Raw genomic sequence first — 12,609 nt, 5'->3', positions numbered from 1 at the left:
ATTTATTATTTAGCTAACTTTGCCACTCTTAAAATTAAATCATGGCGAAGAAAAAGTACTCTGGCTTTTGGAATTTTTTAGCTGGAAAATTACTTAGAAATAGAATTCTTGTTATCTGTATAATTATAGGTATGACTGTTTTTCTTGGATCGAAATGGAAAAACATGCGATTCACTTATACAGAGGCAAACTTGTTACCTGATCATGACACTGTAAATATACAATACAACAAATTTCTAGACATTTTTGGTGAAGAAGGAAACCTTATTGTACTGGCTGTAAAAGACAGCACACTCTTTACCCCGGAAAAATTTAATGCTTGGAACCGCCTTAACAGACAGTTACAAGCACTACCGGAAACCACATTAGTAATGTCTACCGAGAACCTACAGACGATTAAAAAGAATGTAGAGAAACAGAAGTTTGAGCTAAAACCCCTATCTAAAGGAACTATTAAAAACCAATCACAACTAGATAGTATTACCGACAAGTTATTCAATAAACTTCCTTTTTATAATAAACTTTTATTCAATAAAGAAGACCGCACCCTAAGAAGTGTTGTTTACATGGATAAAGAAATTGTAAATACCTCGGTTAGAAAAGACTTTATTTTCAATGATTTTATTCCGTTAATTGAAAACTTCGAGAACGAAACTGACTTAGATGTTCGTACCTCCGGTATGCCTTACATACGTACCCTAAACTCTCAAAACATTATTGATGAAATAAGCCTATTTATCATAGCTGCTTTAGGCGTAACATCGCTCATCTTTTTCTTATTTTTCCGGTCGTTTAGAGCCACCTTTATTTCTATGGTGGTAGTAATTTTTGGAGTAATGTGGGCATTTGGTATTTTAGGTCTCCTTAACTATAAAATTACTGTATTAACAGCAATTATTCCTCCACTAATTATTGTAATTGGAATTCCTAACTGTATTTTCTTAATTAATAAATACCAGCAAGAATATCAAAAACACAACAATCAAGCAAAAGCTTTACAACGCGTAATTAGCAAGGTAGGTAATGCCACATTAATGACCAATGCTACTACAGCAGCAGGTTTTGCAACGTTTATTATTACCGAAAGTAAGCTACTGAAAGAATTTGGTATTGTAGCCTCTATAAATATTTTAGCTATCTTCTTATTATCATTAACCATAATTCCTATTATCTATAGTTTTATGGCTAAGCCAAAAACTAAACACCTAAAGCACTTAAACAGTAAATGGGTAGAAGGCTTTGTGAGCTGGCTAGAACATCTTGTAAAAAATAGAAGAATCTCTGTATATATTGCTGCAGTAATGTTATTAACTGCTAGTATTATTGGTATTTATAAAATACGTGTTTCGGGTAGTATTATTGAAGACATGCCTAAAAGCGCCTCCTTCTTTAAAGATATTAAGTTTTTTGAGAAAGAATTTGATGGTATCATGCCACTTGAAATAATGATTGATACCAAAAGAAAGAATGGTGTTATGAAGCTTCCTACACTTAGAAGAATGGAAGAGCTTCAAAAACTTATAGAAGAAACTCCTCACCTATCACAACCTTTATCGGTTGTTAATTTAGCCAAGTATATAAAACAGGCATTTTATAATGGTAATCCTAAATATTACGATCTACCTACCTCTCAAGAAAATTCATTTATACTTGCCTACCTAAAAAATGGAGGAGTACAAGGCAACGTACTTTCTAACTTTGTAGGTGAAGATGGCCAAGTTGCTCGTATTACTACCTTTATGAAAGATATTGGCACCGATGAAATGGAGAAAATTGAAGACGATTTAAAAACCAAAATTGATAAATTATTCCCTGCAGACAGATACACCGTTACCGTAACAGGTAAAGCATATATGTTCACTAAAGGAACCAATTACCTCATAAACAACTTGATTGTTTCACTTGCTTTGGCAATTTTCCTTATCTCACTATTAATGGCCTATATGTTCAGGTCGTTTAAAATGATTATTGTATCGCTAATACCCAATATTTTACCATTATTAATTACCGGTGGTATGATGGGGTATCTAGGCATTCCTCTTAAACCTTCAACGATATTAGTTTTTAGTATTGCCTTTGGTATATCGGTAGATGACACTATTCACTTTCTTGCCAAATACAGACAAGAACTTAAATTAAACAACTGGAAGATTAAAAAATCGGTCTTTGCAGCTCTTAGAGAAAGTGGTGTTAGTATGTTCTATACCTCAATAGTACTATTCTTCGGATTCTCTGTATTTATGATATCAAGTTTTGGCGGAACAAAGGCGCTAGGAGGACTCGTTTCATTCACCTTATTATTTGCCATGTTATCTAACTTGGTATTACTTCCTACATTACTATTATCTTTAGAACGTAGTGTTGCCAATAAAAAAGAATTTATTGAACCTAACATTGATATTCTAACACATGATGACGAAGAAGATGGAGATGATGATATGGAGAAAGAACCTGAAAATGAACCAACTAAAAAATAAGAAAAAGAAACATATTTAGTAGCAAAAAAATAAAGCCTGTTAATAAAATTAACAGGCCTTACACCCCCAAACCTACTTTTACTTAACTACGTTAAGCATGAGTATGAAAACAAATATACTAAAGTTATTAGATATCTTACAAGCTTATTTTTCAACTTAACCTCTAAAAATCAGTCTTTTTAAAATATTTTTCGTCTTAACTATCAATTAACCAGTTAGTATTTTCTACAAATAGAGTAAAAAACTATCTTTGTCTTTCGTATAATGAATAGATAATACAATGAAAAATTATAGCGTAAAAGAACTGCTAACAAATGGTACATTACAACAAGATGTTGTTGTTAAAGGATGGGTAAGAACCTTTAGATCTAATCGTTTTATTGCTTTGAACGATGGTTCTACCATAAATAATATTCAGTGTGTTATTGATTTTGAGAATACCGATAAGGAAGTTCTTAAAAAAATTACCACTAGTGCTGCTGCAGAAATAAAAGGAACTCTGGTTGCAAGTAAAGGAAGTGGACAAAATTTTGAAATACAAGTAAAAGAAATCATCATATTAGGAGCGTCTAATCCGGAAGAATATCCTATTCAGCCTAAAAAACACTCTTTAGAATTCTTAAGAGCCAACGCTCATTTAAGAGTACGTACCAATACATTTAGTGCAGTAATGCGTGTGCGCTCTGCCCTATCGTTTGCGGTACACCAGTTTTTTCAAAAAGAAGGATTTTACTATGTAAACACCCCTATCGTTACAGGTAGTGATGCCGAAGGTGCCGGAGAAATGTTTAGAGTATCTGCGTTAGATGCTAAAAACCCACCGTTAACAGAGGCTGGTGATGTAGACTTTACAGAAGACTTTTTTGGTAAAGAAACCAACCTTACCGTTTCTGGTCAGTTAGAAGCTGAAACCTACGCTATGGCAATGGGTAAAGTATATACCTTTGGTCCAACATTTAGAGCAGAAAACTCTAACACTACGCGTCACTTAGCAGAATTCTGGATGATAGAACCAGAAGTAGCGTTTATGGAATTAGATGGTAACATGGATTTAGCTGAAAGCTTTATTAAATATGTTTTAGCGTACGTAAAAGAAACATGCCCTGATGATTTAGCTTTCTTAGAAAAACGACTATTAGACGAAGAAAAAACAAAGCCTCAAACGGAAAGAAGTCCTATGCCGTTAAGAGAAAAAATAGACTTTATTCTTGATAACAACTTTAAGCGTGTTAGCTATACAGAAGCAGTAGAGATCTTGAGAAACTCTAAGCCTAATAAAAAGAAAAAATTTGAATACCTTATTGAAGAATGGGGTGCCGACTTACAAAGTGAACATGAGCGTTATTTAGTAGAAAAGCACTTTGAGTGTCCGGTAATATTATTTGATTACCCTGCTAAAATTAAAGCTTTCTACATGCGTTTAAATGAAGATGGTAAAACCGTAAGAGCTATGGATATTCTTTTCCCTGGTATTGGTGAAATCGTGGGAGGTTCGCAAAGAGAAGAACGTTACGATGTGTTAGTAGAAAAAATGAAAGCTATGGGTATTGATGAAAAAGAACTTTCTTGGTACTTAGACCTAAGAAAATTTGGTACCGCAGTACATAGTGGTTTTGGTTTAGGATTTGAGCGTTTGGTATTGTTTGCTACAGGTATGACTAATATTAGAGACGTTATTCCTTTCCCAAGAACGCCAAAGAATGCAGAATTTTAAGAAATACCGTTAAAAATAATTCAAAAACAATCTACACCTTATGGGCTGTAGATTGTTTTTTTTACTTTTATAACAAAGTCATCATACATCAATGTTAAAACAACATTTACAATTTAAATTATCGCAAAAGTTATCGCCGCAACAAATTCAATTAATGAAATTGATTCAGTTGCCTACACAGGCTTTTGAACAACGTCTTAAACAAGAACTTGAGGAAAATCCTGCTCTGGATACAGGGAAGGAAGAAACCTATGAAGACACGAAAGACGAGTTTGAAAACGATTACGATGATTACGATAATGAACGTATAGATGCCGAAGACATTAATGTTGACGAGTATCTAAGTGATGATGAAGTACCTGATTACAAACTTCAGGCAAATAACTATAGTAGTGATGATGAAGAAAAAACCATGCCCTTTGAAGCTACTTTTTCATTTCATCAACATTTAGAAAACCAATTAAACACCTTTAGTTTAAGTGATACCGACCGAGAAATAGCCTATTTCTTAATAGGGAGTATAGACGAAAGTGGTTATATAAGGCGTACCATACTAGATATTATGGACGACTTAGCCTTTACCCAAAACATCTTTACCACTGAAGAAGACATTGAACGTATGCTAAAAAATGTGGTACACGAAATGGATCCTGCAGGCGTTGGAGCACGTAACTTACAAGAGTGCTTACTTATACAATTAAAACGTAAAAAAGAAAACCCAAGAACCGAATTAGCTATACAAATTATTGATAGTGCTTTTGAGCAGTTTACCAAGAAACACTACGAAAAGCTTTTACAAAAATGTAGCTGTACGGAAGAAGAGCTAAAAGGGGCTATTCATGAAATTGAAAAACTGAATCCGAAACCGGGAGGCTCATACACCAACAATAAAGTGGTAGAACATGTGGTTCCCGACTTTTCTATTCGCATTAGAGACGGTGAACTAGAAATTACTTTAAACGGTAGAAATGCTCCTGAATTACACGTATCTAAAGATTATAAAGATATGCTAGCCGGTTATAAAGAATCTGCTACCAAATCTAAACCTCAAAAAGATGCCGTACAATTCATTAAGCAAAAATTAGATGCCGCCAAATGGTTTATAGACGCTGTATTGCAACGCCAACAAACACTTTATGTTACCATGAGCGCTATTATGGAATATCAGAAAGAATATTTCTTAACTGGAGATGAACAGAAACTTCGTCCAATGATCTTAAAAGACATTGCCGATATTATAGGGATGGATGTATCTACCGTATCTAGAGTAGCCAACAGTAAATATGTAGAAACCCCTTATGGCACCAAGCTAATTAAAGAATTTTTCTCTGAAGCCATGAAAAACAATGAAGGAGAAGATGTTTCTACTATCGAAATTAAAAAGATACTTAAGGACATTATAGCTGATGAAGATAAAAGAAAGCCTTTAACAGACGATAAGCTAGCCGTTATATTAAAAGAAAAAGGGTATCCTATTGCCCGTAGAACTATTGCCAAATACAGAGAACAACTAGATATTCCGGTAGCACGCTTAAGAAAACAACTGTAATATGAAGTGGTTTTTTAGAAGCATCTCTGTTGTATTTCACCCTATTAGTATGCCTTTATTTGGGGTTTTACTATTTTATAGAATATGCCCTATATTCTACTCTACCGAGATTAAAAATGCAACCTATATTTCTATTGCTATTTTAACCATTATTGTTCCGTTATTAATAGCTATAATTTTAAAAAAGTTTCGTTTTTTGGCAGATTATGAAATTAGTAATGCAAGAGAACGGATACTTCCCTTGTTTATAAATCTTCTTATTACCGCAACTATTTTACTTAAGTTACTTCCAAAAATAGACGCTGCCGAACTATACTATTTTTTCTTAGGTATATTAGGAAGTACTTTAGCTTGTTTAATTATGGCTATTTTTAAAGTAAAGGCAAGTATTCATATGACAGGTATTTCGGGACTTATGATGTTTATTATAGGATTAGGGATACACTATGCTATAGACATTACTTTGCTATTAGCACTTCTCATTATAGCAGCTGGTTTTGTAGCCTCATCACGTTTGTATTTAAAAGCACATAGTAATACAGAACTAATTATTGGCATTATAACAGGAATTTTACCCCAGCTATTAACTTTTCAATACTGGTTATAAAATATAAAACATCAACCCTGCACTTAAATAACTCATATCTAACGGCTCTCCGGTACTTTCTATTTTAGCACCATCTTCAAAAAGTTTAGTAAAAGCAAAACTACCATACAAATTCCAAGTATTATACCCAATACTTATATAACCCGAACATTGCAAAGGCTTAATATCTGTATTTTCAAACACGTCTTTTTCAGTTTCCGAGATATATTTAGAAATCCGCGAAAATGCATAACTAACCCTCACACCTGTATAAACTCTCCAGAACTTAGTAGAAGTAGCCGTAGAAGTTCTCCAACGGTACTCTAAAGGTATCTCAATAGCATGAGTTTCAATCTTACTTCGTTTATAAGAGGTATTACTATCTATATAATCATAGGTAATAATACCGTTACTCTTAGCAGCACGCATATTAAAATAAAAAGACATATTGTTATACCCTACTCCTAAACCAATTGCTTTATTACGTTGTTTATTAATAGGCATATCTTTAATAAAGCCAACTAAAAACCCATTAGAAAAGTTATTCTGAGAGAGATTCTCAGGTCCATTATACAAAACATTATACACCATACCAGCATAAAACTGATCTTCATAATAAGTATCATCTACATATTTATAATGCAAGCTATCTATAACGCTTGCCTGCGCATTCACGGCAACAACACCTAACACCCCAACCCATAATGTAAAAACAATATTTCTCATAGTACAAATATCATAAAATAAAAAAAGCGTTCCATTTCTGAAACGCTTTTTTTATATCTGTAAAGATTAATAATATTTACTTTTTTAAGCCAACAAGAGGATCGCCGTCTTTTGTAATATAATTAATCTTTAATGCATTCGCATCTCTCAACGCTTCTTTAACATCGGTAACAATACCCATGTTTGTGTCTTCGTCGATTTTTAATGCTGTGATAAAACGATTTTGTAAATCTTGATGTAAACCAGACTGATATTCTAAAACAAAATTTGGAATTTCATCTGGAACAACAAACTTATCGTTTATCTGAACCTTATTTGAAGTACCTGCTTTTTTCTGGTATTTCATAGTAGGTTTTCCTGCATATATATACATAACAGGATCTTTCTTATCTAATTTCTGTACTTCAGACGCTGTTGGTACCTTATTAGTTACCATCAGGTCACTATCTTTCATAACTGTTACCGTCATAAAGAAGAAAAGTAACATGAATACGATATCTGGTAACGATGCCGTAGATACCGCTGGTAAATCACCTGATTTCTTTTTCTTAAATTTAGACATAGTTATGAGTTTTAATCTTTTTTAGGTTCTGCTTCCGATAATTTATATGGAAAAAGTTCTTGTAACTTTTCAATCTTAGGCTTTAAAGCATCTTTTCTAGCATCAGATGTTTTAGCAGCATTATACTGCGCCCACATCTCTGTCCAGCTAACCTCATTAGGATATAATCTTTCACGCTCACGCTCTCTTAACACGTTGTATGCTGCCTGAAGTTCGTTCTGAACTGCAACATACATCTTATAAGAAGTACCACGTTGGTTACGTAAAGAAATTATAGCTTTATTAGGGTTTACTGAAGAGTTTACATCTTTAGTACCTTGACAATAAGCGCAAGAACCATCACCTCCATTATCTAAAAACGCTACAGCTGCTTCTCTAAGATCACCTATCTCCATTAACTCATTCTCTACTAACAACTGGTCATTTTGGTTAACCATAACCTCGAACACATTTCGCTTCCTTAAAGGAGGTGCATCTTCTGTTACTGGTTGTCTTTCAGGTAACCTTGCACTTAACCCTTGATTGGTTTCAATGGTAGTAGTTACCAAGAAGAAGATAAGCAGAAGGAAGGCGATATCCGCCATAGAACCTGCGTTTACTTCCGGTGCTGCTCTTTTTGCCATAATAAATTACTTAATCAATTTTTTAACTCCAGCGAATACCATAGAAAGTATTGCTACTGCTGTTAGGATATAAAACATAACCAAACCAGCTCCAACAGTTTTAGAAGTAGATTCTGAAACTGTAATACCTTGATCTGATAAATCTTGTACGTTGATATTACCCGAACTTGCAAATACAAATCCTAAGATAACTACAACGGCTAACGCTCCTAATCCTATTAATGTTCTTTTAATCTTTTCACCTGAAGAGAAGATATTTATTAAACTAAATATCGCTACTCCTACAACAGCTATTGCTAATAAGATATAAGAAACATAGAATAAGATATCTGAATACGGATCGGTACTTCCTAATAATAGATACCAAAATACAAAGCAAATGACACCTAAAATTACAATACCTATATTAAATACTTTTTGTTGCATAATTAAATCTTATAAATGTTCTTAAGTGGATTAAATTATTAATTAGATTAACCTTGTACTTTGTTTCTAATTAATAAATCTATTAAAATAATAGAAGCATCCTCCATATCATTTACAATACTATCAATTTTAGCAATGATGTAGTTGTAGAAAATTTGAAGAATAATAGCCACGATAAGACCAAATACAGTTGTTAATAACGCAACCTTAATATCACCTGCGATTAACGATGCATCAAGACCACCAGCCTGACTAATTTTATCGAATGCCAAAATCATACCAATTACCGTACCCATGAAACCAAGCATCGGAGCTACAGCAATAAATAAAGACACCCAAGATACATTTTTCTCTAACTGCCCCATTTGAACACCTCCATAAGCTACAACAGCTTTTTCAACAGCATCAAGACCTTCGTCAATTCTATCTAAACCTTGGTAATAGATTGAAGCAACAGGTCCTTTTGTGTTTCTACATACTTCTTTTGCAGCTTCTACACCACCAGACGTAAGTGCCTCTTCTACATTAGCAGCTAATTTCTTAGTGTTAGTAGTAGCCATGTTTAAATAGATAATTCTTTCAATAGCCACAGCTAAACCTAAAATTAAACACAATAATACGATACCCATAAATTCAGGCCCCCCCTGGATGAAACGCTCTTTCAATTCCTGGTGAAATCCTTTTGTGGTCTCTTCTTGTGCACTTACAGTGGCAACATTTAAAATTGTTAATGCTGCAAAAGCAAACATTGAGAATACTCTTTTCATTTCTTTCGACTTAAAATTTGTTAGTTAATAGGGTTTAAAGATATAAAATTTTTAGTTCAATTTGTAAAAAAAATAAGCAGAGAGGAAGGGATTCGAACCCTCGATACGCTTTTGACGTATACACACTTTCCAGGCGTGCGCCTTCGACCACTCGGCCACCTCTCTGTTTCCGTTACTTTTTCAGGGCAGCAAATAACAAATTTTTTTTGGAATGATAAAATTTAAGGAGTTAATTTTAGGATAGCTCACCTCGAAGCGATGTTTCGTAGATTGTTTTGAAAACACGTGGCTGAATTCCTTCACCTAACAAATACATCAATTTAGTCAATGCCGCCTCAGTGGTCATATCTTTCCCACTTACTACACGCATTTTTTCTAGTGCTGTACTGGTTTCATACTGCCCCATAGAAACACTTCCTCCCATACACTGCGAAACATTCACCACCATAACACCTTGATTTACAGCTTCTTTTAAAATATTCAAAAACCATGCTTCTGTAGTCGTATTTCCGGCTCCGAAAGTTTCTAAAATAACTCCTTTCAAATTCGGATTTAACATCATCGAAGACAAAACGCCCTCTGTAATTCCCGGAAATAATTTTACAATAGCAATAGCATTGTCCATTTTTTTATGAACCTTAAGGTCATTTTTATTATTTTTATTCAATAATTTTTCTCTAGAAATTTTCAAATGAAGCCCACTTTCTGCTAGCGGAGGATAATTTAACGACAAAAAAGCTTCAAAATCGTCGGCACTTACCTTAGTAGTTCTATTAGCCCTGTACAGCTTATATTCAAAATACAAACACACCTCTTGCACCAAAGCTTGCCCTTTTTCTCTTAACGAAGCTATTTGTACTGCAGTAATTAAATTCTCTTTAGCATCGGTTCTCAAATCTCCAATAGGCAATTGAGATCCGGTAAACACAACTGGCTTGGTAAGGTTTTCCAACATAAAACTTAAAGCAGAAGAAGTATAACTCATCGTATCGCTACCATGCAACACAACAAATCCATCAAACTGTTTATAGTGCTGCTCAATAATCTCTGCCAACTCTACCCAATACAAAGGATTCATATTAGACGAATCTATAGGCACTTCAAAAGATACAGTCTCAATATCGCAATCAATTTGATACAACTCAGGTATCCTACTCAGTAACTGATCAAAATCAAAAGCACGGAGTGTACCTGTTTCATAATCTTTCATCATACCAATAGTACCACCTGTATATATCAATAGTATTTTAGACCTGTATACTCCCATTATACACCAAATATCTTTTTAGAGTTTTCTGTTGTTATTGAAGCTATTTCACTTGGTGTTTTTTGATAGATAGTAGCCAATTTCTCCACCACATTCACTATATAAGAACTCTCATTTCTTTTTCCACGATACGGAACCGGAGCCAAATAAGGTGCGTCTGTTTCTACCACTATATTATCAAGTGAAATTTCTTTTAAAAACATATCTATTTTTCCATTTTTAAACGTTACCACTCCACCAATACCCAACATCATATTATAAGAGATAGCCTTATGAGCTTGCTCAATAGTTCCAGTAAAGCAATGAAAAATCCCGAAAAGATCATCCCCTTTTTCTTCCTCCAACACCTCAAACACTTCATCAAAGGCTTCTCTGCAATGAATCACAATAGGCATTTTATTTTTCTTAGCTAATTGAATTTGCATTTTAAACGCAGCTCTTTGCTCTTTTATATAGGTTTTATCCCAATACAAATCCATCCCTATTTCCCCAACCGCATAAGCAGTGTGCTTTGCCATCATCTCTTCAACATGCGCCAACTCTTCTTTATAGTTTTCTTTTACATGTGTGGGATGCAACCCGAACATTAAAAAAATTTCCTTTGGATATGCCTTCTGAAGCGTCAACATTTTATCTGTATAAGTTGAATCTATTGCTGGAAGAAAAAACCTTCCTACCCCGTTTTCTTTTGCGCGGGCAATCATTTCATCTCTATCTTCCTCAAAGGCTTCGGAATATAAATGTGTATGTGTATCTGTAATCATGAAGCAAAAATAAAAAAAGCAGGCTCTAATCCTCTGGAATCGGCATAAAATTATCACTCTATAAGCATAGCTTGTACTATCTTACTAAAAAAGAAATTACACCTACCTCTATAACCTTCTTTCTTTACACTTCATCTTATTATACCTTCACAAAAAACTGTAATCTTCAATAAAAATTATAATTTTGGGGCATCAAACCAAATCATGGAAGAAACAGTAAGTTTAAAACATTTTCTAAAAGAAAAAGGATACACTAAAATTCCTTTAACGTATACCAATACCAATCATTTTGAAGTAAGAGCTCATTTAAATGGTATATCTGGCAGGTTTATATTAGATACAGGTGCCTCTAACACCTGTGTAGGTACCGACTGTATAGAGCATTTTAATTTACATACTGAAGAATCTGAGATTAAAGCTTCCGGAGCCGGAGGTAGCAACCTTCACACCAAAGCATCTAAAGACAACATACTACATATTAAAGGATGGAACAAGAAGAACCTTGAAGTGGTTATTTTTGACCTTACACACGTTAATGAAGCCTTAACCATGCAAGATGCATTACCAGTACATGGCATTATTGGCGCAGACGTACTTAAAAAGGGAAAAGCAGTCATTGACTACAAAAAGAAAAATCTATATTTAAAATAGCATTGAAAATTTCTAAGTATTCATAAAAACAAGTATTTACCAGCCAAAATAGAGACTATTTAAAAAATACGTGTTTTTACCGATGTCTACAGGTTTTGATTTTTAAACATTTGTAATGTAAAATTAATAATCAGCGCTATGACATCACAAAATCAACGTCAACCGTCAACAAACTTAACTATTTTAATTGTTACTTTATTTTGCTTGTTCTTTGGAGTTTACGCTTTTGTAAATGCTATTTTAACAATCAATATATAAGTCAAATTTTCAACATAGTTCCACATCTTCATGTGAGACACTAAATCTGGACAAGTAAAAAAACATGTATTTACACATATACATCTTATTTACAGGTTTTTAACTTTTGCTACATGAAAATTAATAAGAAAACAAAAAAGCGGCAATTACCCCTATATAAAAACACGTATGTTCTCTTAATAATTATCTTCTGCTTACTATTTGGCATTTTTGCGCTATGTAAAACAATTTTATCGCTA

General features: G+C 33.7%; 12 protein-coding genes and 1 tRNA gene. 5 read left to right on the top strand and 8 right to left on the bottom strand.

Going from position 1 to position 12,609, the window contains the following annotated elements; genetic code table 11:
* Positions 1-41: 41 nt before the first annotated feature.
* The 4 genes from NBRC110019_RS00065 (at position 42) to NBRC110019_RS00050 (ending at position 6,347) form a co-directional block, all read left to right on the top strand.
* Positions 42-2,477 carry an efflux RND transporter permease subunit gene (locus tag NBRC110019_RS00065; protein WP_281751044.1) on the top strand — a complete coding sequence of 812 codons (2,436 nt, stop codon included), beginning with the start codon at positions 42-44 and terminating at the stop codon, positions 2,475-2,477.
* Between the two features lie 280 nt (positions 2,478-2,757).
* Positions 2,758-4,191 carry an asparagine--tRNA ligase gene (asnS, locus tag NBRC110019_RS00060; RefSeq protein WP_281751042.1) on the top strand — a complete coding sequence of 478 codons (1,434 nt, stop codon included), beginning with the start codon at positions 2,758-2,760 and terminating at the stop codon, positions 4,189-4,191.
* A gap of 91 nt (positions 4,192-4,282) precedes the next feature.
* Complete coding sequence (gene rpoN / locus NBRC110019_RS00055) at positions 4,283-5,740, top strand: RNA polymerase factor sigma-54 (RefSeq protein ID WP_281751039.1); 1,458 nt, start codon at positions 4,283-4,285, stop codon at positions 5,738-5,740.
* A 1-nt stretch (position 5,741) separates the two neighbouring features.
* Complete coding sequence (locus tag NBRC110019_RS00050; RefSeq protein ID WP_281751037.1) at positions 5,742-6,347, top strand: hypothetical protein; 606 nt, start codon at positions 5,742-5,744, stop codon at positions 6,345-6,347.
* Here NBRC110019_RS00050 and NBRC110019_RS00045 read toward each other — a convergent pair.
* From NBRC110019_RS00045 to NBRC110019_RS00010, 8 genes are all read right to left on the bottom strand, one after another.
* On the bottom strand, positions 6,342-7,052 hold the full coding sequence (locus tag NBRC110019_RS00045) for a porin family protein (RefSeq protein WP_281751035.1): 711 nt from the start codon (positions 7,050-7,052) through the stop codon (positions 6,342-6,344). The genes NBRC110019_RS00050 and NBRC110019_RS00045 overlap by 6 nt on opposite strands.
* Before the next feature lie 76 nt (positions 7,053-7,128).
* A complete protein-coding gene (locus tag NBRC110019_RS00040) occupies positions 7,129-7,614 on the bottom strand; it encodes an ExbD/TolR family protein (protein ID WP_281751032.1) in 486 nt (161 codons plus the stop codon).
* A gap of 11 nt (positions 7,615-7,625) precedes the next feature.
* On the bottom strand, positions 7,626-8,237 hold the full coding sequence (locus NBRC110019_RS00035; protein ID WP_281751030.1) for an ExbD/TolR family protein: 612 nt from the start codon (positions 8,235-8,237) through the stop codon (positions 7,626-7,628).
* A gap of 6 nt (positions 8,238-8,243) precedes the next feature.
* Positions 8,244-8,663, bottom strand: coding sequence for a hypothetical protein (locus NBRC110019_RS00030; RefSeq protein WP_281751028.1), 420 nt, complete (start codon positions 8,661-8,663; stop codon positions 8,244-8,246).
* A 47-nt stretch (positions 8,664-8,710) separates the two neighbouring features.
* Positions 8,711-9,430, bottom strand: coding sequence for a MotA/TolQ/ExbB proton channel family protein (locus NBRC110019_RS00025; protein WP_281751026.1), 720 nt, complete (start codon positions 9,428-9,430; stop codon positions 8,711-8,713).
* A gap of 77 nt (positions 9,431-9,507) precedes the next feature.
* A tRNA-Ser gene (locus NBRC110019_RS00020) sits at positions 9,508-9,595 on the bottom strand.
* 70 nt (positions 9,596-9,665) lie between these two features.
* The gene (locus NBRC110019_RS00015; RefSeq protein WP_281751025.1) at positions 9,666-10,697 is read right to left on the bottom strand and encodes an asparaginase; all 1,032 of its coding nucleotides are present in this window, start codon (positions 10,695-10,697) and stop codon (positions 9,666-9,668) included.
* A complete protein-coding gene (locus tag NBRC110019_RS00010; RefSeq protein ID WP_281751022.1) occupies positions 10,697-11,461 on the bottom strand; it encodes a TatD family hydrolase in 765 nt (254 codons plus the stop codon). Before NBRC110019_RS00010 ends, NBRC110019_RS00015 begins: the two co-directional genes overlap by 1 nt.
* A 204-nt stretch (positions 11,462-11,665) precedes the next feature.
* On the opposite strand from NBRC110019_RS00010, the gene NBRC110019_RS00005 reads away from it, so the two are divergent.
* Entirely contained in the window at positions 11,666-12,112 is a 447-nt protein-coding gene (locus NBRC110019_RS00005) for a retropepsin-like aspartic protease (protein WP_281751020.1), read from the top strand.
* Positions 12,113-12,609: the final 497 nt, after the last annotated feature.

It is taken from the genome of Neptunitalea chrysea (genome assembly GCF_027924145.1).
GTDB lineage: Bacteria > Bacteroidota > Bacteroidia > Flavobacteriales > Flavobacteriaceae > Neptunitalea > Neptunitalea chrysea.
This window is presented reverse-complemented; position numbering and strand designations above follow the sequence as displayed.

Coding starts and splice junctions, on each gene's coding strand:
- NBRC110019_RS00065 (WP_281751044.1), top strand. CDS start 42: ATGGCGAAGAAAAAGTACTCTGGCTTTTGGAATTTTTTAGCTGGAAAA.
- asnS (WP_281751042.1), top strand. CDS start 2,758: ATGAAAAATTATAGCGTAAAAGAACTGCTAACAAATGGTACATTACAA.
- rpoN (WP_281751039.1), top strand. CDS start 4,283: ATGTTAAAACAACATTTACAATTTAAATTATCGCAAAAGTTATCGCCG.
- NBRC110019_RS00050 (WP_281751037.1), top strand. CDS start 5,742: ATGAAGTGGTTTTTTAGAAGCATCTCTGTTGTATTTCACCCTATTAGT.
- NBRC110019_RS00045 (WP_281751035.1), bottom strand. CDS start 7,052: ATGAGAAATATTGTTTTTACATTATGGGTTGGGGTGTTAGGTGTTGTT.
- NBRC110019_RS00040 (WP_281751032.1), bottom strand. CDS start 7,614: ATGTCTAAATTTAAGAAAAAGAAATCAGGTGATTTACCAGCGGTATCT.
- NBRC110019_RS00035 (WP_281751030.1), bottom strand. CDS start 8,237: ATGGCAAAAAGAGCAGCACCGGAAGTAAACGCAGGTTCTATGGCGGAT.
- NBRC110019_RS00030 (WP_281751028.1), bottom strand. CDS start 8,663: ATGCAACAAAAAGTATTTAATATAGGTATTGTAATTTTAGGTGTCATT.
- NBRC110019_RS00025 (WP_281751026.1), bottom strand. CDS start 9,430: ATGAAAAGAGTATTCTCAATGTTTGCTTTTGCAGCATTAACAATTTTA.
- NBRC110019_RS00015 (WP_281751025.1), bottom strand. CDS start 10,697: ATGGGAGTATACAGGTCTAAAATACTATTGATATATACAGGTGGTACT.
- NBRC110019_RS00010 (WP_281751022.1), bottom strand. CDS start 11,461: ATGATTACAGATACACATACACATTTATATTCCGAAGCCTTTGAGGAA.
- NBRC110019_RS00005 (WP_281751020.1), top strand. CDS start 11,666: ATGGAAGAAACAGTAAGTTTAAAACATTTTCTAAAAGAAAAAGGATAC.